Source organism: Dichotomicrobium thermohalophilum, assembly GCF_003550175.1.
GTDB classification, from domain to species: Bacteria; Pseudomonadota; Alphaproteobacteria; order Rhizobiales; family Rhodomicrobiaceae; genus Dichotomicrobium; species Dichotomicrobium thermohalophilum.
The window spans coordinates 1-24,596 of the sequence record NZ_QXDF01000004.1; the positions used below are offsets into that span (position 1 = coordinate 1).

Annotated in this window: 24 protein-coding genes; 5 read left to right on the forward strand and 19 right to left on the reverse strand. The window is 64.4% G+C overall.

What is annotated here, in order from left to right; translation table 11 throughout:
• Positions 1 to 184: 184 nt before the first annotated feature.
• The 10 genes from BXY53_RS12615 to BXY53_RS12660 form a co-directional block, all read right to left on the reverse strand.
• Complete coding sequence (locus tag BXY53_RS12615) at positions 185 to 1,195, reverse strand: DUF6352 family protein (protein ID WP_119062371.1); 1,011 nt, start codon at positions 1,193 to 1,195, stop codon at positions 185 to 187.
• Entirely contained in the window at positions 1,185 to 1,676 is a 492-nt protein-coding gene (locus tag BXY53_RS12620; RefSeq protein WP_119062372.1) for a DUF6505 family protein, read from the reverse strand. Before BXY53_RS12620 ends, BXY53_RS12615 begins: the two co-directional genes overlap by 11 nt.
• Positions 1,673 to 2,431, reverse strand: coding sequence for a biotin/lipoate--protein ligase family protein (locus tag BXY53_RS12625; RefSeq protein WP_119062373.1), 759 nt, complete (start codon positions 2,429 to 2,431; stop codon positions 1,673 to 1,675). Before BXY53_RS12625 ends, BXY53_RS12620 begins: the two co-directional genes overlap by 4 nt.
• 21 nt (positions 2,432 to 2,452) lie before the next feature.
• Positions 2,453 to 2,641 carry a DUF6494 family protein gene (locus tag BXY53_RS12630; RefSeq protein WP_119062374.1) on the reverse strand — a complete coding sequence of 63 codons (189 nt, stop codon included), beginning with the start codon at positions 2,639 to 2,641 and terminating at the stop codon, positions 2,453 to 2,455.
• Between the two features lie 7 nt (positions 2,642 to 2,648).
• Positions 2,649 to 4,040, reverse strand: a complete 1,392-nt coding sequence (locus BXY53_RS12635) for a c-type cytochrome (RefSeq protein WP_119062375.1) — start codon at positions 4,038 to 4,040, stop codon at positions 2,649 to 2,651.
• Between the two features lie 11 nt (positions 4,041 to 4,051).
• Positions 4,052 to 5,269 carry a formate dehydrogenase subunit gamma gene (locus BXY53_RS12640; protein ID WP_119062376.1) on the reverse strand — a complete coding sequence of 406 codons (1,218 nt, stop codon included), beginning with the start codon at positions 5,267 to 5,269 and terminating at the stop codon, positions 4,052 to 4,054.
• 208 nt (positions 5,270 to 5,477) lie between these two features.
• Positions 5,478 to 6,071 (reverse strand): formate dehydrogenase FDH3 subunit beta, encoded by a 594-nt coding sequence (fdh3B, locus tag BXY53_RS12645; protein ID WP_119062377.1) that lies wholly within the window; start codon positions 6,069 to 6,071, stop codon positions 5,478 to 5,480.
• Between the two features lie 13 nt (positions 6,072 to 6,084).
• Positions 6,085 to 8,979, reverse strand: coding sequence for a formate dehydrogenase subunit alpha (locus BXY53_RS12650; protein WP_119062378.1), 2,895 nt, complete (start codon positions 8,977 to 8,979; stop codon positions 6,085 to 6,087).
• A gap of 72 nt (positions 8,980 to 9,051) precedes the next feature.
• Entirely contained in the window at positions 9,052 to 9,249 is a 198-nt protein-coding gene (locus BXY53_RS12655; protein WP_119062379.1) for a twin-arginine translocation signal domain-containing protein, read from the reverse strand.
• A 66-nt stretch (positions 9,250 to 9,315) separates the two neighbouring features.
• Positions 9,316 to 9,930: a TorD/DmsD family molecular chaperone gene (locus BXY53_RS12660; RefSeq protein ID WP_119062380.1), complete on the reverse strand. Its 615-nt coding sequence runs from the start codon at positions 9,928 to 9,930 to the stop codon at positions 9,316 to 9,318.
• 390 nt (positions 9,931 to 10,320) lie between these two features.
• Between BXY53_RS12660 and fdhD the strand changes: the two genes are divergently transcribed.
• From fdhD to BXY53_RS12685, 5 genes are read left to right on the forward strand one after another with little or no spacing between them, the layout of a single operon-like run.
• Positions 10,321 to 11,241: a formate dehydrogenase accessory sulfurtransferase FdhD gene (gene fdhD, locus BXY53_RS12665; RefSeq protein WP_119062482.1), complete on the forward strand. Its 921-nt coding sequence runs from the start codon at positions 10,321 to 10,323 to the stop codon at positions 11,239 to 11,241.
• Positions 11,242 to 11,256: 15 nt separating this feature from the next.
• Complete coding sequence (gene mobA, locus BXY53_RS12670) at positions 11,257 to 11,895, forward strand: molybdenum cofactor guanylyltransferase MobA (protein ID WP_210209240.1); 639 nt, start codon at positions 11,257 to 11,259, stop codon at positions 11,893 to 11,895.
• A complete protein-coding gene (mobB, locus tag BXY53_RS12675; RefSeq protein ID WP_119062381.1) occupies positions 11,892 to 12,425 on the forward strand; it encodes a molybdopterin-guanine dinucleotide biosynthesis protein B in 534 nt (177 codons plus the stop codon). The genes mobA and mobB overlap by 4 nt, the downstream gene beginning before the upstream one ends.
• A 36-nt stretch (positions 12,426 to 12,461) precedes the next feature.
• Entirely contained in the window at positions 12,462 to 13,733 is a 1,272-nt protein-coding gene (locus tag BXY53_RS12680) for a molybdopterin molybdotransferase MoeA (protein WP_119062382.1), read from the forward strand.
• A gap of 59 nt (positions 13,734 to 13,792) precedes the next feature.
• Positions 13,793 to 14,671 carry a helix-turn-helix transcriptional regulator gene (locus tag BXY53_RS12685; RefSeq protein ID WP_119062383.1) on the forward strand — a complete coding sequence of 293 codons (879 nt, stop codon included), beginning with the start codon at positions 13,793 to 13,795 and terminating at the stop codon, positions 14,669 to 14,671.
• A gap of 106 nt (positions 14,672 to 14,777) precedes the next feature.
• Here the strand turns inward: BXY53_RS12685 and BXY53_RS12690 are convergent, their stop codons facing one another.
• The 9 genes from BXY53_RS12690 to BXY53_RS12730 form a co-directional block, all read right to left on the reverse strand.
• Positions 14,778 to 15,611, reverse strand: a complete 834-nt coding sequence (locus BXY53_RS12690; RefSeq protein WP_119062384.1) for an ABC transporter substrate-binding protein — start codon at positions 15,609 to 15,611, stop codon at positions 14,778 to 14,780.
• Between the two features lie 29 nt (positions 15,612 to 15,640).
• The gene (locus BXY53_RS12695; RefSeq protein ID WP_119062385.1) at positions 15,641 to 16,405 is read right to left on the reverse strand and encodes an ATP-binding cassette domain-containing protein; all 765 of its coding nucleotides are present in this window, start codon (positions 16,403 to 16,405) and stop codon (positions 15,641 to 15,643) included.
• Complete coding sequence (locus BXY53_RS12700; protein WP_119062386.1) at positions 16,398 to 17,105, reverse strand: ABC transporter permease; 708 nt, start codon at positions 17,103 to 17,105, stop codon at positions 16,398 to 16,400. The genes BXY53_RS12695 and BXY53_RS12700 overlap by 8 nt, the downstream gene beginning before the upstream one ends.
• A 173-nt stretch (positions 17,106 to 17,278) precedes the next feature.
• A complete protein-coding gene (gene pta, locus BXY53_RS12705; protein WP_119062387.1) occupies positions 17,279 to 18,292 on the reverse strand; it encodes a phosphate acetyltransferase in 1,014 nt (337 codons plus the stop codon).
• A gap of 90 nt (positions 18,293 to 18,382) precedes the next feature.
• Positions 18,383 to 20,131, reverse strand: coding sequence for a sulfoacetaldehyde acetyltransferase (gene xsc, locus BXY53_RS12710; protein ID WP_119062388.1), 1,749 nt, complete (start codon positions 20,129 to 20,131; stop codon positions 18,383 to 18,385).
• Between the two features lie 212 nt (positions 20,132 to 20,343).
• Positions 20,344 to 21,195, reverse strand: a complete 852-nt coding sequence (locus BXY53_RS12715; protein ID WP_245410471.1) for an IclR family transcriptional regulator — start codon at positions 21,193 to 21,195, stop codon at positions 20,344 to 20,346.
• Positions 21,196 to 21,204: 9 nt separating this feature from the next.
• On the reverse strand, positions 21,205 to 22,620 hold the full coding sequence (locus tag BXY53_RS12720; protein WP_119062390.1) for a TRAP transporter large permease: 1,416 nt from the start codon (positions 22,618 to 22,620) through the stop codon (positions 21,205 to 21,207).
• Positions 22,621 to 22,630: 10 nt separating this feature from the next.
• Entirely contained in the window at positions 22,631 to 23,149 is a 519-nt protein-coding gene (locus BXY53_RS12725) for a TRAP transporter small permease (RefSeq protein ID WP_119062391.1), read from the reverse strand.
• A 135-nt stretch (positions 23,150 to 23,284) separates the two neighbouring features.
• On the reverse strand, positions 23,285 to 24,523 hold the full coding sequence (locus BXY53_RS12730) for a TRAP transporter substrate-binding protein (protein WP_210209241.1): 1,239 nt from the start codon (positions 24,521 to 24,523) through the stop codon (positions 23,285 to 23,287).
• Between the last annotated feature and the right edge of the window lie 73 nt (positions 24,524 to 24,596).

Below are 24,596 nucleotides of genomic sequence, written 5' to 3' on the forward strand. Positions count from 1 at the left end.
CCGCTCATCGCCCTGACCGCCGTCATGCGCAAACTCATCACCATTGCCAACGCCAAACTGCGCGATCACGCCATGCTCAAAACATGGTAGATCCAACTAAGAGGCACGTCGCTGGATTGCGTCGTCGCGTTCGCGCCGGCCTGCGGCTCCGCTTCGCTCGCAATGACCTTATTCGGGCGACTCGCTAATTCTTCGAGATAAGCGGCAGGTTGAACAGCAGGTTCTGCGGCTTCATCTTCAGGCGCTTGTCCGGCGTCATAGCCATGGCCAGGTGGATCGGCTGGCCGCGCGCCTGCTCCAGAACAACGGTCTCATCCGGGATCCTCATATCGAAGAGGGCGATGATCCGCGCTTCAGCGTCCGGCTCCAGCGTTTCGCCGCGATAAAGCGCGTTCAAAAGCGCCGTGGCCTGCGTGTCCAGCCCGATATGCCAGCGCCAGTCCTCGTTCTGGATTGCCGTGCGCGGCTGAACGCGGACCTCGACCTTCAGGAAGTGGCGGATCCAAGCCTCGACCACGCGGGCGAAAGCGTCGATGGCCGGCTGGCCGAAACGGAAATCGACCACGAAGTCGAATTGCTCCGAGCGCTCCCAGTATTGATCCTGGTTCTGCTCGCCGAGCACGTCCATCTCGACCTGCCCGCCCCGCGACAACTCCGCCAGCACGAGTTGACCCGGCGCGCCGGACTGCGCGCGCATCTCGACGATCTCCTGATCCGCGAGCATAACCCGGCCCTCGTCGACATTGACGTTCTGGTCCCGGAAGAAAATCTCGGCTGCGCGCAGCCGGAAAGGATCGTCACAGTCACGCAGGATGTGCCGCAGGGTCAGATGCGCCATCTGATCGAGAAACAGCGGCGGCACATTCACCTGCCCGCTCGTGAACAGCGAGAGATAAGCGCCCTCCACCGTGCCCGACTCGGTCAGATGCTCGCGAAAGCGCAGGACCGCACGGTAGTTCTCGCGCGCGTCCGGGTCGGCCATCGCCTCCAGCTCAGCCTCGCTGACATTCCGGAACGGGTCCTCCATCAGCGCCTCGAAGAGACGGCGCTCGGCATCACACGATTCCTCGATTGGGTGGATCTCCGGGCGCAGATAGTACGCGCGCAGGTAGTCCGGCGTAACGCGCAGCCAGCCCTGCGCGTCCGGCTCGGTCAGATGCAGGCCGGCAGAGCGCCAGAAATCCCTACCCGTCATCGCTCTCGATACCCCAGATCTGCGTGGGGACCAGCGGCGCACTCTGCGGCTGGTCGATCTTGCGGAACGACTCCTCGATCTCGCCCGCCTCGTTGACGCTTCGCGACACCGCGAAGATGACGCCCGGGCGTACCTCGGCGCAGAGGTCGCTGATGAAGGCCGTTTCCTCGCGCGCGGCTTCGAGGGCAGCGGCGAGGTTCGGCGCGCCGTATTCGCTGAGCAGATGGCGCGCAAGCACGCTCTCGGCCGCTTCGAGCTGCTCCGGCGTGATCGTTGCGGCAACGACGAAGGTCGAGCGGCCGAACGAGCTAAGACCCAGAAACCCGTTCGCAAAAGCCTGCCGTTCCTTGCCGATCAGTGCATCCGGGGGCAGGTCCGCGAAGGCGAAAGCGCCGGAAATCGCCCACTCGCCCGGTTGCGCGGCCTGAGGAAAGACGTTGTCGTCGGAATTGTCGAAGCGAATCGTGCGCGCGAACTTCATTGCAGCGCCGTCTCCTCCGGCCAGCGCGCGGCGGCGTCCAGCAGACGCAACGAGACATGCTTGCCGTCATCCCGCTTGAGAATGAGGTTGCCGTGCTCGTCCAGTCCAACGAAAGCGCCCGTCACCCCAGCGCCGCCACCGGCATCGGCAAACGTCCGCTCTCGGTGGTCGGCGCGCTGTTCCCAGGCGTTGTGGATAGGCGCGAAGCCCTCGGTGTTCCAGGTGTCGAGCCAGGTCAGGAAGTGGCGGGAATAGGATTCGATGAGCTGTTCGGCTGTAAGCTCCGGGCAGCCCTCCTCGGCCATCGTGGTCACGCTCGGATCGTTGCCCGGTTCCGGCTCGCCCGGACGCTGCGTCAGACGCACCTCAAGCCCTAGGGCGAGCCACTGCGGGACGCTGTCCTCGGTGGCAGCCCGGTCCACCGCGACACTGACCTGCGCGACTGCCCCGTCATTGGCATAAATCAGGCCCGGCCAGCCGAAGGTGATGGCGACCTTGGGCGGGGCAAGCGCGGCGAGACAGTCTCCGCAAGCCACCACGCCGAGCGGGACCATCTCCAGCGCCCGCGTCAGCGGGACATCCGGCTCCAGCACGATAGCCAGGCCCGCATGCGCCTCTTCCAGGCTCCAAATCACGTCGCCGGCACCGAAGCGCCCGGCCGCAGCGCCCTCGCACGCCACGCGCATCGGCGGCTCGGTGGCGGGGAAAGGATGGCCGGTCAGAAGCGGCGGAAACTCGATCTCCGTGTGCACCATGCTGGTAAGGGCCCTGAGTCGCTATTTCACGTCGATCTCGGTTTCGACCACGTGCTCCAGATCGGTCCCCTCGGCGGTCAGCGTCATGCGGAGCTTGAGCTTGTCGCCGGTCTTACCCGCGCGCACAAGCTCTTCGATCTCGCGCTGTGAGGTCACGCCGACCTCCTTGAGGAACTTGCGGATCGCCATGTTCAGACGGTCTTCATCCATATCACACCTATTGTCGTTCGGCCGGGCGCTCGGCGTCCTCGGTCTTGCGTGTCGCTTTCTTGAGGAAGGCCACCAGCGCCTCAAGCTTCTTCTCGTCGGTTATCACCTGAAGCGGCATCTTCGAACCGGGGGTGACGTGGTCGGGCCCCTTGTCGAACAGTTCGCCGATCGTCTCCTCATTCCAGACGATATCGGCGTCTTTCAAGCCCTCGGAGTAGGGATAATCCGGCAGGGCCCCGGCCTTGCGCCCGAAAATGCCATATAACGTCGGGCCGGCCCGGTTGCCGTCCGCTGGCGTCAGGGTATGGCACACGCTGCACTTGCGTGCAAATTGGCGCTCGCCCAGGGACATCTCGCCACTCACCTGGAAGCGCCGCGGATACTTGCTCGGCACCGGCTCGAACGGTTCGCGCGGGTTGGCGCGCCAGTAGATGGCGAAGTCGTCCAGCCCGCCATAGTAGAGTTCGCCGGCGCTCTTGAACGCCAGCGCCCAAACCGGGCCAGTCGGGTTGCTGTAGGTCTCCCCCACCGCCCAGTCGTCTGTCTGCCACAGACGGATCATGCCGTCCGCGCCCCCCGTCGCGAGCACGTCACGCTCCGGCGACACCGCGAGTGACAGCACCGGCCCTTCGTGAGGCGCGAGCACCTTGATCTCGTTGCCGTCCCTGTCGATCACCCGGACATCGCCGTTCTGCGCGCCAAAGGCGATGCGCGCGCCCGGCAAAAGCCGCATGGCATTGATGCCCCAGCCGTATTCGACGACCGGACGGATCGCGGTGGCTTCGCTTCCGTCAGCGTGCCAGAGGCGGATACTGCCGTCATAGCTGCCGGAATACAGGTGTTCGCCATTTTCGGAGAAGCCGACCGCGTTGACCGGTCCGGTATGGCCCTTGAGTTCCGCGATCAGTTTGCCATCGGCAATACGCCACAGGCGGACCGTGCGATCCCAGCTTGCGCTTGCCGCGCGCTCGCCATCGGGCGAGACCGCGACGTCGACGACCTTCGCGTCATGGCCCTCGAAGCGGTGCACGATCTCGCCGGTGTCCAGATCCCAAAGGGCAAGTGTACCGTCGTCACTGCCCGTGAGCGCCTGACCGCCCGGCACGAAGACAGCCTCGTTGACCGGACCGTCATGGCCGATCAGCCGCTGGACCGCCTTGGGCGGTTTCGCGCCAAGGTCCCAGTACATCGCGGCGTAATCAAAGCTGGCGGTGAGCGCGTGACGACCATCGTCCGCAATCGCCAGGCCACGCACCGGCCCGCCATGGCCAACGAGATTGCGTGTGCCGCTGGCGTCGGGTTTGTCCTGCGCGGCCGCCGTCGCAAGCCCCAGGGGGACAACGGCGGCGACCAATATTCCCGACAGCCAGCGCGACGCTTTGAACGCCAGAGCGCGCATCACCCGGGACGCTACTCAGCCGGTTGCTGCTGGGCACCACTGGGGGTGCCTTTGGGCTGTTCGATGTCTCCCTGCGCGATCTCCTTGACCCAAAGACTGTGGTGTTCCTTGGCCCAGTTGAGATCGACCTTGCCGGAGCCCATTGCCTCAAAGCCGCCTTCCATACCGATCGAGCCGATATAGATGTGCGCGATGATGACGGCTGTCAGGAAGAGCGCCACAATCGTGTGCCACAGTTGGCTGAGCTGCATTTCTTCCATCGCCGAGAGCTGCGTCGGAAGTTCGGTGCCGAACACGCTGTTGATCGCGGCGAAGGTCTTGGCGAACATCGCGAACTCGAACGGCAGCAGCAGCGCAATTCCGGAAAGGGTCACGGACACGCCACCGAGAACAACGAGCCAGAAAATGATCTTCTGGCCGGCGTTGAACTTCTTGGCCGGCGGGTGCACGCCTTTCGAGAAAAAGCCGCCGCCCATCGCCAGCCATTTGACGTCCGTCCAGTCAGGAATGTTGTAGCGGATCCATTGAAGCGTGATCCACACCAGGCCGACAGCAAAGAACGCTGCGGAGATGTGATGCGCCCACTTCCCCCCCAGCGTCAGCGCCGCGAATGCGTCCTTGCCGATCAAGGGCATGAGCGTGGCACGGCCATAGAGCATGTTGAGCCCGGTGAGCGCCAGGACAATGAAGGAGATGGCCAGCACCCAGTGACCGGTGCGCTCGGCAAAGGCGAAACGTTCGATGACCTTGCCGCTACGCCCGGCCTCGATGCGGATCGGCCCGGCAATCAGGTAGTAGAGCAGGCACAACGCGGTTATCGCCGCCAGCCCCCACCAGCCGTAGGTTGCAAGCTCGGTGTTGCGGAACTGGCGCCAGCTCTCGCCAGTACTCTGGATGGCCAGCCCGGCCTGCCCGCCGGGGCCAGTAACGGCGGTGTAGCCCTCGCTGCCGTGGCGCAGCTTGCTCCAGAAATCCGCATCGGAAACTTCGCCCTGCGTGTTTCCAAATACCTCGCGGGCTTCTGGCCCCTTCTCGAACCGTTGCGGCGGACGCGAGCTTTCCGGATCACCCGGCTGGCCGGGGACCACATTCGTCGTTGCGTCAGACGGCGGCCGCACGCTTTGTGCGCTGGCCGAGTCCGCGGCGACAGTACCGAGCAGCAGCGCCGCGAGCACGAGAAAACTCAGGAGGCGGACAGCGCCAAACCTGGTCAAACCAATTCGTTGCATGGACACACCTTGTGGGGTTCACAAACCTTGTTCCAAGGACGGGAAACTGACCGCCCGGTCAACCCGCGCTCGCCTCTCGCAAGCCGAGCGTCGCCTGCGGGCGCATTCCTCTGGCCTCTTGCCGGCTTCGGGTGGCGATAGGCCAGATGATGGGGGCGGCCCCGCTTGGGACCGCCCCGCTTTTTCGGTCGATAAGGCGAGACGTCCTTTAGCCGGACTGACCCGGATAGGCACGTCCCCAGCCCCAGGCGCCGGAGCCGAAGCCGCGGGCCACGACGCGCTTGCGGTAGATGTCGGCGACCTGGTCGCCGTCACCCGCCAGCAGCGCCTTGGTCGAGCACATCTCGGCGCACAGCGGCAGCTTGCCTTCCGCGATGCGGTTGCGGCCGTATTTCTGGAATTCGACCGCAGACATGTCCTCCTCCGGACCGCCGGCGCAGAAGGTGCATTTGTCCATCTTGCCGCGGGAACCGAAATTGCTCGCCTGCGGGAACTGCGGCGCGCCGAACGGGCACGCGTAGAAGCAGTAACCGCAACCGATGCACAGGTCCTTGGAGTGCAGGACGATACCGTCATCGGTCTGGTAGAAGCAGTCGACCGGGCAGACCGCCATGCACGGCGCATCGGAGCAGTGCATGCAGGCGACCGAGATCGACCGTTCACCAGGCTCACCATCATTGATGGTCACCACCCGGCGGCGGTTGATGCCCCACGGCACCTCGTTTTCGTTCTTACAAGCCGTGACGCAGGCGTTGCACTCAATGCAGCGTTCAGCGTCACAAAGGAACTTCATTCGAGCCATTTACGAATCCTCCCTAAGCCAGCCAGATCTTGCACAGCGTGGCCTTGGTCTCCTGCATGTTGGTGACCGAGTCGTAGCCGTAGGTCTGGGCCGTATTACACGCCTCACCGAGCACGTACGGATCGGCGCCCTCGGGATATTTCGCGCGCCGGTCCTCGCCCTGGAACCAGCCGCCGAAGTGGAACGGCATGAATGCCACACCACGTCCGACGCGTTCGGTGACCATGGCTTGGACCTTGACCTTGCCCTTCTCCGGTCCTTCAACCCAGACCATCTGGCCGTCCTGGATGCCCAGATTGTTCGCGTCGATCGGGTTGATCTCGACGAACATGTTCTGCTGCAGCTCGGCCAGCCAGGGGTTCGAGCGGGTTTCGTCGCCGCCGCCTTCGTATTCCACCAGACGACCCGACGTCAGGATGATCGGATAATCCTTGGAGAAGTCCGTTTCCTGAATCGAGGCGTAGCGGGTGGGCAGACGATACATCTGCCGGTCCGAATAGGTGGCATACTTCGGCAGAAGATCGCGACGCGGCGTGTAAAGCGGCTCGCGATGCAGCGGGATCGGATCCGGGAAGTTCCAGACCACCGTGCGGGCTTTGGCGTTGCCGAACGGCGCGCAGCCATGCTTGATCGCGACGCGCTGGATACCGCCCGACAGGTCGGTCTTCCAGTTCGTCTTGTCACCGGCGATCGCTTCGATGGTCTGACGTTCCTCGTCGGTCAGGTCCTTGTCCCAGCCAAGCTTCTTGAGCATGGCCATGGTGAACTCCGGATAGCCGTCCTTGATCTCGGAGCCAACCGGGTAGGACGAGCCTTCCTGAGCGCCTTCGGCGAGCAGGTTGCCGCCGCCCCACTCTTCCGGCGCCTCGACGCCGAAGCGGGCACGGAAGCACAGACCGCCTTCGGAGACCGGCAGCTGCGGGTTGTAGAGGATCGCAGTGCCCGGATGCTTCATCTCCGGCGTGCCCCAGCACGGCCAAGGCATGCCGTAGTACTCGCCATCCAGAGGACCACCCTTCGCACGGAGCGTCGTCTTGTCGAAGTGGTGCTGGTACTTCATGTGAGCCTTCAGGCGCTCGGGCGACTGGCCCGTGTAGCCAATGGTCCACATGCCGCGGTTGAACTCGCGGGTGATGTCCTCGACGAGCGGCTCTTCCCCGTTCACCTTGATGTGCTTGAACATCTCCTTGTCGAAGCCGAACTTCTTCGCGAACTTGTACATGATCGTGTGGTCCGGCAGCGACTCGAACAGGGGCTCGACAACCTTTTCACGCCACTGGAGCGAGCGGTTGGAGGCCGTCACGGAGCCGTAGGTCTCGAACTGCGTACACGCCGGGAGCAGGTAGACGCCGTCTTTCCGGTCGTGCATGACCGCAGACACTGTCGGGAACGGATCCACCACGACCAGCAGGTCGAGCTTCTCCATCGCCTTCTTCATGTCCGGGCCGCGAGTCTGCGAGTTCGGCGCGTGACCCCAGAACACCATGGCGCGCAGGTTGTCCTGCTGGTCCATGTTGGCCTTGTCCTCGAGCACGCCGTCCACCCAGCGGCTGACAGGGATGCCCTTGGACTCCATGAGCTTCTGCGAGGCGAAGCGGCCTTTCAGGTACTCGTAGTCGACATCCCAGACGCGCGCCCAGTGCTGCCACGAGCCCTTCTTCAGGCCGTAGTAGCCCGGCAGCGTATGGGACAGCACGCCAAGGTCCGTCGCGCCCTGAACGTTGTCATGGCCGCGGAAGATGTTGGCGCCGCCGCCCGGCTTGCCGATGTTGCCGAGAGCCAGCTGGAGCACGCAGTAGGCACGGGTGTTGTTGTTGCCGTTGGTGTGCTGCGTGCCGCCCATGCACCAGACCAGCGTGCCCGGGCGGTTGTTCACCAGCGTGCGGGCCACCCGGCGCAGCTGCGAGCCGGGAACACCAGTGACGCGCTCGACTTCGTCGGGGTTCCACTTCGCGACTTCCTTGCGGATTTCATCCATGCCCCAGACGCGCTGGCGGATATAGTCGCGGTCCTCCCAGCCATTCTCGAAGATGTGCCAGAGGATACCCCAGACTAGCGCAACGTCCGTGCCCGGACGGAACCGCACATACTCGGTCGCGTGCGCGGCCGTGCGGGTGAAACGCGGGTCGCAAACGATGAAGGGCGCGTTGTTCTCCTCCTTCGCCTTCAGCAAGTGAAGCAGCGACACCGGATGCGCTTCGGCCGGGTTCGAGCCGAACAGGATGATCGAGCGCGAATTATGGATGTCGTTGTAGGAGTTCGTCATCGCGCCATAGCCCCAGGTGTTCGCCACACCCGCGACCGTGGTCGAGTGACAGATACGCGCCTGATGGTCACCGTTGTTGGTGCCCCAGAAGGCGTAGAATTTCCGGAACAGATAGGCCTGCTCGTTGTTGAACTTCGCCGAGCCCAGCCAATACACCGAGTCCGGGCCGGACTTCTCGCGGATCTCGAGCATCTTGTCGCCGATCTCGTTGATCGCCTGCTCCCAGCTGACCCGCTTCCACTTGCCGTCAACCAGCTTGACCGGGTACTTGAGCCGGCGCTCGCCATGCGCGTGCTCGCGCACCGAAGCGCCCTTGGCGCAGTGGGTACCCATGTTGAACGGGCTGTCGAAGCCGGGCTCCTGCCCAACCCAGACGCCGTTCTGCACCTCGGCGAGGACCGTGCAGCCAACCGAGCAGTGCGTGCAAACGGACTTCTTGATCTCGATCGGCGCGTCGCTCGAACCGACGCCCTCCGCCGCCTTGACGCGGCCCGTAGACAGCGTGGTCGCTGCGGCCAGGCCGCCGATGGCCAGGCCCGAGCGGCGCAGAAATGTACGCCGGTCCACGGCGCCATCTGCCATCGCAGCAAGCGCTGATGACAAACGGGAGCCAGTCGCAACCCCGTTTTTCTTCTTCAGCATGACGTTTCCTTCCTCACGTTTCGATCATGCCGGACGAACCCGTCCGGCCCAGGACAACAGACTCAAACCGACCTAGAACGAAGCCAGCTTGTAGTACTGCCGGATGTGCGCGGTTTCCCGGTAACCGGCGCCTTTCGAGGGCTCGGCCGCTTCGGCCTCCTCGGTGCTTGCGCCGGTCGCCACAGCAACCGCGCCCGCCGTCGCCCCAAGGCCCGCGAGCCTCAGGAAGTCGCGGCGGTCAGAGCGGAGTTCGCTCTTCTTCTCACCCATCGGTCTTCCTCCTTGCAGTTTGCGCGAACGGCCCAACGCAACGAACGCGCCTTCACGCCACGACCGTCAGTCCATCGAAAAAGCCGCCTCTTCCAACTCTAGGAAGACGCGGCCGACGGTACCGATCGCGGCGTAAAGCTTGGAATCCTCGACCTTTTCCAGGTCGCGGAAGAAATACGGTGCCCAGGACTGCACGTGTTCCTGAAAGAAAATCCGCTGCTGCGCTACCGGCACGGGCTGGCCGAAATCCCCGCGGATCAACCCGCCCATCATGTCGAGCACGGAGGCGATGTGATCCTCCGGGTCCTTCTCGTCGGGGTTCGCCTCGATGCCGAGCTGCGCCATCGTATTGCGCAGGCGCGCAAGCGGTTTTTCGTGCAGAAATCCGGTGAGGTAATAGGAGCCGTACGGCAAGAGCTTGCCGCGCGTCAGGCCGATGAACAGGTCGTGGTAGGCGTCGTCTTCCTGTTCGACGGTCGTGTCCCGCGCGGCCTGGGAGAGTTTGGCGATAGCCTGGCCGAAATCAGTGTCGCTGCCCTGGAGCTTAGCGAGATCGGCCAGTTGCTCCGAGCTGGGCGGCGCCGAGAGCAGCTTGGCCAGCATCGCATAGATCGCGGCGCGGGACTCGTCTTCCGGCGCAATCTGCTGCACCGCGCTCCCGGTGTTGTCCGATGGACTCATATTCCTCGATACGGCCTGATTCATTGTCGCACCCACCCTCTTGCCACTCGAAAGGGCGGAATTGTTCTAACTCTAATTCAAGAAGCTTACACAGTATCGTCATCTTGGCAAGCGGATGGTTTGGCTGACACATGGGTCAAACCCTTGATTTTCAACGCCCCGGAGTGAAACTTATGGTGTGGTGGCAGATTGACATGAAGCAAATCAATGGTTTGGCGGTAGGCAGAGCGCCCAACAGATAGGCATTCACCTGGATCACCCCAGCCCATCAGACTTTCGTATAATAAGGGCACGCCGGCACCATCCTGCTATGATGCCGCCAGATGAAAGCCCCGGCCGCAGAGGCGTCCCGGGGGCCACATGGACCACAAAAACAGAGAGTTTTCCGGCATGTCCCACGCAGACGTTCAGGCGATCGCGCCGCGCAATTCCGAGCCGGATGAGTTCACGGTCCGGCCAGACCCGGAGGATGAGCGGCTGTCAGTGCCGGTGACGGGAATCGATCATACCGGCGCGAAGGTCGAGACCACCGTCGTCACGGAGCGGCCGCTGACCCTGTTCCTGAACGGGCAGGAGATTGTGACCATGATGACCATCGGGGATTACCCCGAGCTGCTCGCGGTCGGTTATCTGCTTAATCAGAACATGCTGCGCCAGGACGACGAGATCATCGGCATCGACTACGACGACGACATCGAGACGGTCGTGGTCCGAACCGCGCGCGAGACGGATTACGAGGACAAGCTGCGCAAGAAGACACAGACCTCCGGCTGTGCGCAGGGCACCGTCTTCGGTGACCTGATGGAGCAGATCGACGAGATCGAGCTGAGCAAGAACGCGCGCGTGCGCACTTCCGAGCTTTACGCCCTGCAGAAGAAGATCAACACGGCCCCCTCGCTCTATCTGAAGGCTGGCGCCATCCACGGCTGCGTGCTGTGCCAGAGCGACAAACCGCTTCTGTACGTCGAGGACGTCGGCCGTCACAACGCGGTGGACAAGATCGCCGGCTACATGTTCCTGAATGGCATCAAGCCGGACGACAAGCTGTTCTACACCACCGGGCGGCTGACCAGCGAGATGGTCATCAAGACGGTGAAGATGGGCATTCCGGTACTGGCCTCGCGCTCGGGCTTCACCGCCTGGGGCGTGGAACTGGCGCGTGAAGCCGGCCTGACGCTCATCGGGCGGATGCGCGGCCAGCGCTTCGTCGTGCTGTCGGGTCAGGAGCGTGTGGTTTTCGACGCCCCGCCCGAAAACGCCCCGGCCGAACCGGAACATCTGCGGCGCAAGGGCAGCCGCCCCGATCATTAGACAGGAGAAAGACGCGTGTCCGAGAGGGACGACCCCGTCATCGGCGTGCTGCTGGCCGGTGGGCTGGCGCGGCGCATGGGTGGGGGCGACAAATGCCTGCTGGAACTGGCGGGCAAGCCGCTGCTGACCCACGCCATCGAGCGGCTCGCGCCGCAGACCGACGCGCTTGTGCTGAACGCCAATGGTGACCCGGCGCGCTTTGCCGCGTTCGGACTGGATGTCGTGCCGGATCCTATAGCGGGCTATGCCGGACCGCTGGCCGGTGTGCTCGCGGGCATGGAATGGGCGCGGCGCAACCGGCCAAGCGCGCGCTGGATCGCCACAGCGGCCTCCGACACGCCCTTTTTCCCGCGCGATTATGTCGCCCGCCTGCTCGAAGCAGCGCAGCCCCACCACCCGGCGATCGCCATGGCAGCATCGGGCGGGCGCGAGCATCCGGTTTTCTCGCTCTGGCCGGTGGCCCTGATCGGCGATCTGCGCAGCGCACTCGAAGCCGGCACGCGCAAGATTCTCGACTGGACCGACCGGCACACGACGGTCACCGTATCCTTCGACATGATCGACGGGCCGGACGGGGACGTTGACCCGTTCTTCAACGCCAACACACCGGAAGACCTGGAGCGCGCGCAGCGCATCGTGGAGATGCCATCGTGACCCCCGCAGTGTTCGGCATCACGGGCTGGAAGAACTCCGGCAAGACAACGCTGGTCGCCCGGCTTGTGACGGAACTGCGCGGGCGCGGCCTGAAGGTCGGCGTCATCAAGCACGCGCATCATGCCTTCGACATTGACCATCCGGGCCGCGACTCGCACACCATCCGCGAAGCCGGCGCGAACGAGGTGGCCATCGTCTCGGCCCGCCGCTGGGCGCTGATCCACGAATTGCGCGATGGCGAGCCCGAACCGAGCCTGGAAGACATGCTGCCACGGCTGGCCAGCAATGACCTTGTGGTGGTGGAGGGTTTCAAGCGCGCGCCACATCCCAAGCTGGAGGTGCGCAGTGCCGAGGCGGTTGACACCCGCCCCATGGACGAGATCGCGCCGAACATCGTGGCCCTCGCCGCCGACGACCCGCAGGACGATCCACGCCCGCATTTCCGGCGCGACGATATCTCCGGCATCGCCGATTTCATCATCGCGCATTTGCGTTTGGCCCCGGACGCTGCCAATCTCTCGCAGATATGAAATGCGCGCGATGCGCGAAATCCTGCCGAACCGCCCATGACGAAAATGTCCCGTGACGACTGTTTCGAGGCGAACCCGACGCGCATGCCCTTCGAGGAATCGCTTGAGCGCGCGCGGATGCTGGCTGATGCGCTCGGCGTCGTGGCCCCGACTGAGACACTGCCGCTGGTTGAGGCCTGCGGACGCGTGTTGGCTGCGCCGATCAGCGCGCCGCGCGACATTCCCGCGCATGACAACGCGGCGGTCGATGGGTACGCGTTTGCATTCAGCGATTACGACCCGGAAAACGGCACCGACCTGCCAGTGAGCGCACGCATCGCCGCCGGTCACCCACTCGACGGCGCCCTGGACCGGGGGACCGCCGCACGCATCTTTACAGGTGCTGTCATGCCCGACGGCGCCGATACGGTCGCCATGCAGGAGGACACCTACGACGACGGCGATGGCGTCAACATCCCGCCGGGACTGAAACAGGGCGCGAACCGGCGCAAGGCGGGCGAGGACGTCCGGGCCGGCCAGACCCTGCTGCGCCCCGGCTGCCTGCTGCGCCCCCAGGACATTGCCGCGATCGCGTCGCTGGGCTTTGCGGAGGCGCGCTGCTATCGGCGCGTGCGGGTTGGGCTGTTCTCCAGCGGCGATGAACTCCTGCGTCCCGGCGATCCGTTCCGTCCAGGTGCGGTCTACGATTCCAACGCGGCAATGCTGGAGGCGCTGGCTGATCTCGCCGGCGCGGAGATCACGGACCTCGGCGTTCTGCCCGACAGCCGCGAGGCCGTGCAAGGCCGGCTAAAGGAGGCGGCGGCGGACTATCCGCTGATCCTGAGCTCGGGCGGCGCCAGCCTGGGTGAGGAGGACCACCTGACCGCCACGCTTCACGCCGCCGGCGAAGTCAGCCTGTGGCAGGTGGCGATCAAGCCCGGCCGGCCGATCTGCGCCGGTCGGATCGGCGGGAGTGCGATCGTCGGGCTGCCGGGCAACCCGGTCGCGGCGTTCGTCTGCTTCCTGCTTTATGTCTATCCGCTCATTCAGAGTCTCGGCGGCGCGGGCTGGCGCCGGGCGCGGCGGTACACCATGCCCGCCGCTTTCGCGATGACGAAGAAGCCGGGGCGGCGCGAATTCATCCGCGGTATGCTGGACGAGACCGAGGGCGAGCTGCGCGCGCGCAACTATGAGCGCACCGGCTCCGGGCTCATCACCTCGCTCCGGGAAGCGGACGGGCTGATCGAACTGCCCGAAAAGACCACCGAGATCGCGCCGGGCGATCCCATCGCCTTCATCCCCTTCACCGAGTTCGGTGTCCGGCCTTGATGGGTGCATAATTTTCGGCTGAGAAAGACATTCTGCAGGACAGTGCACACGATACGTCAATGGCCGAGCAGCAGGAATACCTGACCACCAAGGAGGTCGCCGCGCTTCTGCGCATCAAGGAGCGCAAGGTCTATGACCTGGCCGCGAGCGGCGCGATCCCCTGTTCACGCGCGCTCGGCAAGCTTTTGTTCCCCCGTCGGGAGGTGGAGGCCTGGCTGCAGGGCGAGGGGGGCCAGTTTTCCGCCGCCCCGCGCGTTGCGCGGCCGAACGTGGTGCTGGGCAGCCATGACCCGTTGCTGGAATGGGCACTGCTCGAATCCCGCGCTCAGTTGGCGAGCTTTCTTGGCGGCAGCCACGACGGGCTCGAGCGGTTTGCGCGTGGTGAAGGCATAGCAGCCGGGTTGCATATTCATGAGGCGGGTGGCTGGAACACCGAGACGGCGTCGGCGCGCTTTGCCGAGGGGGATTGCGTGCTGGTGGAGTGGGCCTGGCGCCAGCGCGGGCTTATCCTGCCCGAAACGCTGGCGGCTGAGGTGCGCGAACTGGCCGATCTGAAGGGGCGTGTCTTTGCCCCGCGCGCGGCGGAGACCGGCAGCCAGACGCTCTTCGAGACGCTGCGCGCTGAAGCCGGCCTGAAGCACGACGACATCGAACTCATCGCGCCGGCCCGCAGCGAGGCCGACGCGGTTTTGGCTGTCGTCGACGGCAAGGCCGACGCCGCCTTTGGCCTCAAATGTCTGGCGCGCCGCTTCCGGCTGGCCTTCGTCCCGCTGATTTCGGAACGCTTCGACCTGCTGGTGTCGCGGCGCGCCTGGTTCGACCCGCCGTTCCAGACCCTGCTGAGCTTCTGCCGCCGGCCCGAATTCGCCGAAAAGGCCGCTGATCTGGGCGGCTATGACGTTTCCGGCTTCGGGACGGTCCACTTCAACAGCGCCTGAACGGCAACTTTGTCATTGCGAGGCCCGGCAATCCAGCCAAGTGCACGACGCTGCATTGCTTCGCTACGCTCGCAATGACGTTGGTTTAGCGAGCGTCAGAGCGTCGTTAGCCCTCGCCCCTGTCGGCATTCGGAGTGAAGAGCTGCTGGCCCTGCACCTCGAAGGACGCGATGGCGCTCTGGCCTTCCTCCGACAGGATCCAGTCGATGAAGCTCTGCGCGGCCTCCACGTTCACGTTCGGATGCTTCTCCGGGTTCACCATGATGATGCCGTACTGGTTGAACAGCGACGGATCGCCCTCGACCAGAATTTCATGGTCGCCCTTGTTGCCGAAGCTGATCCAGGTCGCCCGGTCGGTCATCACATAGGCGTCCATGCCAACACCGGTGTTGAGCGTCGCGCCCATGCCCGAGCCGGTTTCGCGGTACCAGGTGCCGCTGGCCCTGGTGGGATCGACGCCGGCAACGTCCCACAGGCTCATCTCCTTCTTGTGCGTGCCGGAGTCATCGCCGCGCGAGGCAAATGCGGCCTGCTCCTCGGCGATCTTGGCAAGCGCAGCGGGGGCGTCGTCCATGCCCTTCACGCCGGCCGGATCGTCCGCCGGGCCGACAATGACAAAGTCGTTGTACATCACGTCATAACGCTCGACGCCGTAGCCTTCCGCGACGAACTTTTCTTCCGCCGGCTTGGCATGCACGAGCAGGACATCGCCGTCACCCCGGCGGCCGTTCTCCAGCGCCTGGCCCGTGCCGACCGCGACGACATTGACCTTGATGCCGGTCTCTTCCTCGAACATCGGCAAAATGTGGTCGTAGAGGCCGGAGTTCTGGGTCGAGGTCGTCGACTGGACGATGATGGAGTCCTCGGCCGCCAGCGGATTGACGGCTGTCGCCAGCGCGAGCGCAACGCCCGCCAGCACGCTCATGAACATCTTCTTCATCGTTTCACGTTCCTCCTTCTTTCTTGGGCTTACAAAACAATCCGCCCGGCGACGTAGTCACGCGCCGCACGGGACACCGGCTCATTGAAGAACCGCTCCGCCGGGGTGTGCTCGACCAGCTTGCCGCGATGCATGAAGATGACATCTTCGGCCAGCCGTCTGGCCTGGCCCATGTCGTGGGTGATGAAGATGATCTTCACACCCCGCTCTTCCCGCGCCTTGGTGACGATCTGTTCGATCATCAGCACGGAAGCCGGGTCGAGACTGGCAGTCGGTTCATCAAGAAAAAGGACCTCAGGGTCGGTGGCGAGCCCGCGGCCCAGCGCAAGGCGCTGCTGCTCACCGCCGGAAAGCAAGCGCGCCTGTTGGCGCTCACGGTCGGCCAGCCCGACCATTTCAAGGATTTCACGCCGCCGCGCCTTGTCCGCACGCCCCCTCAGGCGCAGCACAAAGTCGATATTCGCGGCGACCGAGCGGCGCAGCAAAACGGGCCGCTGGAACACCATCGACTGACGCTTGCGGATGTCCGGCGTCATGGGCTCGCCGGCCCACAGGATTTGCCCTTCCGTCGGCGGGATCAGCCCGTGAAGGAGCCGCACCAGCAGGCTCTTGCCCGCCCCGTTGGGGCCCATGATGACGGTGAAGGTGTCGTCAGCCAGCGTGAGATTGACGTGATCGACGAGGGTCTTGCCGTCGATCGTGAAAGTCAGGTCGCTGGCGTGGCACAGCGCCTGCCCCGGCGCGGCATCAGCGAGCCGCGCGACATCGGCCTCAAAGCGTTGCGCCTCAAGCATAGGCGGGCCTCGACGCGGTTGCGCGCAGCGACATGACGAGCGCGTTGACGGTGATGGCGATGAGCATCAGCACAGCCCCCAGCGCGAGCGCGAGCGCCAGCTCGCCCTTTTGGGTTTCGAGCGCGATCGTGGTGGTCATGACGCGCGTCAGATGCTTGATGTTGCCGCCGACGACGATGACGGCGCCCACCTCCGCCGTGGCGCGGCCGAAGCCTGCGAGCGCGACCGTCAGCAGTGAAATCCGGGCATCCCAGATCAGCGCGCCCATCGCCGTGAACCGGGGCACGACGAGCGAACGGAACTGCTCGGCATATTCGTTGTGCAGGTCCTCCATCACCTGGCGCGACAACGCCGCGATGATGGGCGTAATGAGGATGGTCTGCGCGATGATCATCGCGGTGGGCGTATAGAGAAGCTGAAGCCAGCCGAACGGCCCCGCGTTCGACAGCGCCAGATAGACCACCAGACCCACCACGACCGGCGGCAGCCCCATCAGCGTGTTCATAAGCACCAGCACGGCGCCCCGCCCGGGAAAGCGGCTGATCGCAACGATCGCGCCGAGCGGGAAGCCGATGATGCACGCGATCACCATGGCGCTGAGGCTGACGCGGAGGGAAAGCGCGATGATCTCCAGCAGCTCAGGGTCGCCCGAGACCAGCAGCCCGAGCGCCAGCCAGAGCGCATCTCCGTAATCCTGCATAATTATGCATTCCTTACGCACAAAGTGCAGACTTGCGCATTCTGCACCATCGTGCGCGCAGGCGCAACGCCGATCCAGGCCGCCATGCGCGGGAAGTCGCGCGCTATCGCCAGCGTGCGCGCGACGCGCCGCCCGGATGACGAACTTCGATTTTCCGAAAGGAAACTGTGGTCTTAGGCCGTCTTGTCGGCTGCCTGCGCCTGGACCACCGTCACCGCGATGAGGCGGTAGACATCTTCGGCGGAGCAGCCGCGCGAGAGGTCGTTGGCAGGGCGGGCAAGGCCCTGCAGGATGGGGCCGATCGCCTTGGCGCCGCCAAGCCGCTCGGAGAGCTTGTAGCCGATATTGCCGGCTTCCAGCCCGGGAAAGACAAACACGTTGGCCCGGCCTTCAAGCGGCGAGCCGGGCGCCTTGCTGGCATTGATCTCAGGCACAAGCGCCGCGTCGAGCTGGATGTCGCCGTCCACGACCAGGTCCGGCCTCGCGGCACGGACCATCTCTGTTGCCTGGCTGACCTTGTCGACCAGTTCATGCGCCGCGCTGCCCCGTGTGGAGAAGGACAGCATCGCCACGCGCGGATCCATGCCCAGAAGTTCCGCCGCGCTGTCGGCCGAGGCCTGGGCGATCTGGGCGAGCTGGGCGGCGTCCGGCGCCACCACCAGGGCGCAGTCGGCAAAGATCACCGCGCCGCGCGGCGACTCGTGGTGCGGCTCGCACAGCATCATGATGAAGAAGCTTGAGACCATGTCATAGCGCTTGCCCACGCCGATGACCTGAATGGCCGCGCGCACGGTATCGGCGGTCGTGTTAGCCGCGCCCGCGATGGTGCCATCGGCCTGACCACCGCGCACCATCATGTTGGCGAAGTAAAGCGGCTGACGCATCGTCGCGCGGGCCGACTCCGGGTCCATCCCCTTGTGCCGGCGCATCTCGCAGAACAGTTCGGCGAAATTGTCGAAATCCGGTGACTTGGCCGGATCGACCACCTGGATGCCCAGACCATCGCCGCCTTCGGCAGCGATCGCCTCGCGTACGGTCGATTCATCGCCGAGAAGCGTGACTCGCGCGAGCCCCTCGCGCACCGCACGAACAGCCCCTTGCACAATGCGTGGGTCTTCGCCCTCTGCCAGGACGATATGCTTCGGGTTGGCGCGCGCGCGTTCAAGAAGATCGTCGAAAGGCTTCATGCGAGTGGCTCCAGCCTGCTGGCGGACGTATGGAAGCGCCCGCCATCCGCGGGGGACGGCGGGCGCGCATCTTGAATGGTTAAGGCTTTTTTACGCGTAAGCCTTGTACTTGTCGAGGTAGCGCACAGGCTTCTTGAGGGCGTCGCGACGGAACGGATCGCCCAGCTCGCGGCTGACCATGACTTCCAGGACGGTGGTCTTGCCATCCTTCTGGGCCTCGCAGGCCGCGCGCAGCGCCGGGCCGACATCGCCAAGCTTCTCGATACGGTGGCCGTCGGCGCCCATGGTCTTGGCGATTTCGGCGAAGCTCGGGTTCTCCAGATTGGTGCCCTGGAAGCGGCGGTTATAGAAGTCGACCTGGTTCTTCTTCTCCGCACCCCACTGGCGGTTGTTGAACACCACCGCGGTGACCGGGATGTTCTCACGCACGCAGGTGAGGATCTCGCCGAAGCTCATGCCCCAGGCGCCCTCGCCGACATAGGCGACCGCCGGACGCTCCGGCTGCGCGACCTTCGCGCCGATGGCCACCGGGAAGGCGTAACCACAGTTGCCGAAGCTCATCGCCGCCAGCATCGAGCGCGGGCGGTCAAAGCGGAGATAACTGTTCGCCACCGAGCAGATGTTGCCGATGTCGGTGGAAACGACCGCATCCGCCGGCATGGCTTTTTCCAACTCGCGCAGCATCTCGCGCGGATGCATCATGTCCGGCTCGGCCTTGATCATATCGAGGCTGTAGGGGTCGGTTTCATGCTTCCAGTTGGAAAGCTCTTCTTCCCAGGCCTCTTTCTCAGCCTTGATCGTGGCCAGGCGCTCCGCCTCATTCGTGCGGCAGGCAAGCTCGCGGTTCTGCAGGCCCTCGTAGAGCGCCTCGGCCGCGGCCTTCGCGTCGCCGTTGATCCCCACGGAAATCTTCTTGACCAGCCCCAGCATTTCGGGGTCCGCGTCGACCTGGATGATCTCCGCGTCTTTCGGCCAGTAGTCGAGGCCGTGCTGCGGCAGCGTGCCGAACGGGCCAAGGCGGCTGCCCAACGCAAGCACAACGTCGGCCTGCGCGATCAGCTTCATGCCGGCCTTGGACCCCTGATAGCCGAGCGGGCCGGCCCATAGCGGGTGGCTTGCCGGGAAGGCGTCGTTGTGCAGATAGCTGGTCACGACCGGCGCGTTCAGATGCTCGGCCAGATGGATGCAGGCTTCGACGCCTTCGGCGTTGATGACGCCGCCGCCCGACAGGATGACCGGGAACTTCGCCTTGGCCAGAAGCTGTGCGGCTTTTTCCAGGCTCTCCCTGCCGCCGGGACCGCGCTCGACACGGATCGGTTCGGGGATCTCGTAATCCGCTTCGCCGTAGAAGAAGTCCCGCGGAATATTGAGCTGCGCCGGACCCATCTTGAGCATTGAGCGGTCAAAGCAGCGGCCGGTGATCTCCGCCATGCGCGCGGGGTGATTCACATGGCCCTGGTACTTGGTGATCTCGGAAAAGATCGGAAGCTGGTTCGTCTCCTGGAAGCCGCCAAGCCCCATGCCCATGGAGCCCGCTTCTGGCGTGATGCAGACGACCGGCGTGTGTGCCCAGTAGGCCGCCGCGATGGCGGTGACGAAGTTGGTGATGCCCGGACCGTTCTGGGCCATGCACACGCCGTGACGGCCGCTGACGCGGGCATAGCCATCGGCCATGTGGCCCGCGCCCTGCTCATGCACGGTCGGGATGTAGCGGATGCCCGCGGCCGGGAAAAGGTCCAGCGCGTCCATGCAGGCGGAGCCGACGATGCCGAACACTTCGGTCACGCCATTGGCCGCCAGAGTTTCGACAAATGCTTCGCTCGGGGTCATACGTGTCATGAAAAAAGTCCTTTATCCTGCCTTTACACGTTCCTCGATCGTTTCGGGACTGATGGCCCGGTGCCGCACATCCGAACGGCCCATCCCCATGTGCCACGCTCGGACATTTCGGCTGGTTATAGCACGGCGTTTACGCCCGTGCAGCCAAAAATGAAAATGTGTTCATTTTCTCGTGTCGCGTCCTTCTCCGTACCGCTGAACACTGCCTTTGCTTATGCCGCTGAGCCGTGACCGCGATCAGCATCATCCGCCGGCATCAACCCGCACAGTTCGCTGGCGGCTTCGCGCAGCGGGTCGATCAAGGCCAGGGCGTCATCCAGGCTCATCCGCTGCGTCGGCCCGTGCATGGCGAGCGTGGCCACAAGCCGCTCGCTGTCATCAAGGATCGGTACGGCGACCGCCACCATGCCCTCGACGAATTCCTCCTTGTCGGTACCTATCTCCGTCTGCGCGACGGCCTCGAGCGCGGTCAGCAGCTCCTCGGGATCGGTGATCGTGTTGGGCGCATGTGCTGTCAGGTCGAGCGTGCGCACGAGGTTTTCGCGCCGTGCCGGCGGCAGGCTGGACAAATACAGCTTGCCGCTCGCCGTGCAGTGAAACGGGACCAGCGAGCCGACGGGAAGCTGAACGCGCAGCGGCCAGCGCGTCTCGATGCGCTCCAGATAGACCATGCCGCCTTCTTCCGGCAGGGTGATATTGCAGGTCTCCCCGACCCGCTCGGACAGTCGCCTCAGCACGGCCTGCCGCGCCTGCAGAAAGCGGTTGAAGCCGAGCACGTCCCGCGCCACTGTGCGCAGGCGCTTGCCGGGCAGGTAGCGGCGACCGTCGAGGTCCTTCTCCAGAAAGCCCTCATGCTCCAACCGCTTGCACAGGCGGTGAATGGTCGGCTTCGGCAGGCCAAGCGTCTCGTTGATGTCGGTGGGCGTCAAAGGCGTCCCGGCCCTGGCGAGCGCCTCCAGAATGTAGAGCGAACGCACGCCGGTCGGCACGTGCTCCCCGTCCTTTTCGGGCGTTCGGTCCATATCCGCTCCGGTTGCGCTGACCAGTGTCTTGGCCGGTCCCATCGGTCTCACCTATTGAAACACGCCCGCACCTTCATGCGCCAGCAACCCCAGCGATAGCTGTGGAACCAGCGCGATGATCAGCCATGCAATTATCAGGGCCAACAGGAACGGCAGGATGTGCCGCACGATCTGGAAATACGGGATGCCCGTGATGCCGCTGGCAACATAGAGGTTGAGCCCGTAAGGCGGCGTGACGAAGCCGATCGCTGCACCCACGAGGAAGATCACCGAGAAGTGCACTGGATCGACGCCGATGCCCGCCGCGATCGGTGCCAGGATCGGCGCAAGAATGATCGTCACCGGCAGGCTTTCGAGCAGCGTGCCGACGACCATGACGATAATCATGCACGCGAACAGGACCGGATAGAACCCGCCGAGCTGGTTGATCAGCCCGGTGACGAACGCTTCGGCGCCCAGCAGCGTAAGGATCTGCTGCATGACGACCGAAACGGCGATCAGCGGCGCGAGCAGGCCGGTGATCTGCCCCGAGCGAAGGATCAGCCGGGGCAGCCGGGCCGGGCTGAAGCCCTCGACGATCAGACTGCCGGCGAAGCTGCGGTTATCAATCGCCTCAAGGTCGGCTTCGAGATCGTTCAGGCCCGCCGTGCGCGCCTTCTGCCGCGGCGAGATCAGGTAGCGGTGGATCGGGAAGCTCAGCAGCCCGGCGATCATGCAGAAGCCTGCCGTGACGCCCGCTGCCTCCGTCGGCGAGAACGCACCTGTGTAGATGCCCCACAGCACGAGGCCGATCGCGAAGAAGCCGAGCCAGGCGCTCAGCGCGGTCTTGATGATGCGCTTGGGATAGATCGGCACGAGCTGGCCCCACCCGTTGCGGTGGCAGACGTACCAGGTGGCAAGCTGCATCGCGATCACCATCAGCGCGCCGGGTAACAGGCCGGCGATGAACAGGTCGCTGATCGACAGGTTCATCAGGAAGCCGTAGACGATGAAGATGATGCTCGGCGGAATGATGATGCCGACCGTGCCGCCAGCGGCCACCGTCGCCGCTGCAAAATTCTTGTCATAGCCGGCCTTGGTCATCTCCGGGTGCATGATCGAACCGATCGCGGCAGTCGTCGCCGAGTTCGAACCGGAGATCGCCGCGAACATGCCGCACGCGCCCAGCGCGGCCATCGCCAGCCCGCCGCGGAGCCAGCCTAGCACCGAATAGGCGAAATCCGATAATCGCTTGGCGATCCCGGCGCCGTTGATGAGGTCGCCGGTCAGAATGAACAGCGGCAGGGCCAGCAGCCCGAAAAAGTTGAGCCCCTCGTAAAGCGTCACGCCGAGATTGGCGAGCGTGAAGTCGATCACCAGGCTGACGCCGATCACCCAGAAGCCGATGACGAGAAAGATCGGCACGCCCAGGAGAAACAGGCCCATCACGCCCAGCGAAACCAGCAGGATCAGCGTTCCTTCGTCCATCTTCGCCCCCTCAATCGGCCATGATGTTGCTGGGCAGGTTGAAGGGCTGCCGCTGGCGATAACAGGCAATGTCGCGCCAGACATTCTGGAGGACGCGGATGATGAGAAGCGAGAAGCACACCGGCGTCGCCAGGTAGAACCACCACTGCATGGTGTCGTTGGTGCCGGGCACGATCGCGAAGTTCTGCCGGCTGAGCTGAACCTGTTCGGCCGTGTAGTAGATGACGATCAGCGAGAAGACGATCCACAGGACCGCATCCAGCATCAGGCAGGCGAACTGGCCGGTATAGCCGAACCGGGAGCGGAACTCCTCGAAGCGCAGATGCGTGCGCAGCTTGACGTTCTGCGCGCAGCCGGCCCACACCACCCACAGGAACAGATAGACCGGGATCGTGCTGCTCCAGGGCGCCTGCTCGTTGAAGACGAACCGGCGGATGACCTCAACGAAGATGATCCCCGCCATCACCACGTAGCTGATGAGGATGATGGTCTTTTCGGCGTTGTTATCGAGCCATCTGAGAACGAACATGAGCGATGCCCCTCGTCGCGCGGATCACTCCTGGCGCGGCGCCGCAAGTCGCAGCGGCTATCTTGAGACAAGTTGGGTCATGGAAGGGGGAGGCGCCCGCGACGGAGCCCCTCCCACCGGCTCCGCTTTGGGACTTTAAGCCGAGAGCCACCAACGACGTGGCTCGACATTCTCCGCCAGCGTATCCTTGGGGATTTCGCGTGCGATGTCGTAGATGAACTTGTAGGTGTCCATGCCGCCGGCCCAGTTGTCGAGCCGCTCGCGCCATTGTGCCCACGGCTCCGGATTGAACTCGGGCGAGCACATCTCTTCGGCTTCGCGGCGGGCTTCATCGGTGAGCATCGCCACCCGCGTGTTGTTCTTGGCGAACAGCGTGTCGGGCAGCTGCGGATCGGAGAAGCCGACCGTGTTGACAAGCGACGCCTCGTTGGCGTGCTGGACGTAGACCTGCGCAAGATAGGCCGATTCCATGACCGCGTCCTGGAGGTTGCCCGGCAGCTCGTCGAACTTCGAGGCGCTCATCGCGGTATGCTCCGTGCCGCAGAAGAAGCCCAGGTTCACGCACTGGGACACCACCGGCGACATGTTGGCGTAGGCCACGGCCGCAGCCCAGGTTTCCGCGCCGTCGATCAGGCCCTGCTTGAGGCCGTCCAGCGTCTCTTCCCAGGCAATCGGCGTCGGGTTGAGGTCCATCAGCTCCATGGCGATGCGGCCGAGCTGAGTGCCGGTCACACGGTTCTTCGTGCCCGCGAGGTCCTTCACGCTCGTGACCAGCGGCTTATCCTTCCACTTCAGGCCGAGCTGGATGCCGCGCAGTTCCGCGTGGCTGAACAGGAAGTGGATGCCGTGACGCTCGCGCAACGGATCGCGAAGCACCTTCTGGCTGCCCGGGTGATAGAGGAAGTAGTACTGCGACGCCCGGCTCGGGAACATGTAGGCATAGTCAAGCACGTTGTAATACGGCGCGCCGCCCGCCGAGTTCTGGGTGGAGGCGGAGAACACGTCAGTGATGCCCTGCTGGGTCTTCTTCACACAGTCGAGCTGGCCGCAGATCTGATTGGAACCAATGAACTCGATGCGGATGGCACCATCCGTGCGCTCTTCCAGGTCGCGGACGAACTGCAGGCAGCCCGCGCGCTCGATCAGCAGGTTCTGCTCGTTGAAGCCAGCCGCGCCGAACTTCCACTCATATTTGGCCGGCGTCTTGAAGCGCTTTTCGTAGGTCGAGTTGGCCGCCTCGGCAAGGCGCGAGAACGTGACGGCCCCGGTCAGGCTGCCGGCCGCGAGCATCGTCGAGGTGATGCCGAACTGCTTTGTCAGGCGGAGCAGGTCGCGGCGCGAGATGCCCTGGAGCTTTTCAGAGATTGTCTTCACGGGTTTCCTCCCAAGTTTCTGATTGCCCGTCCGGGCGGGGGTGTTATAATTTTGATACTGACAGTCTCATTTT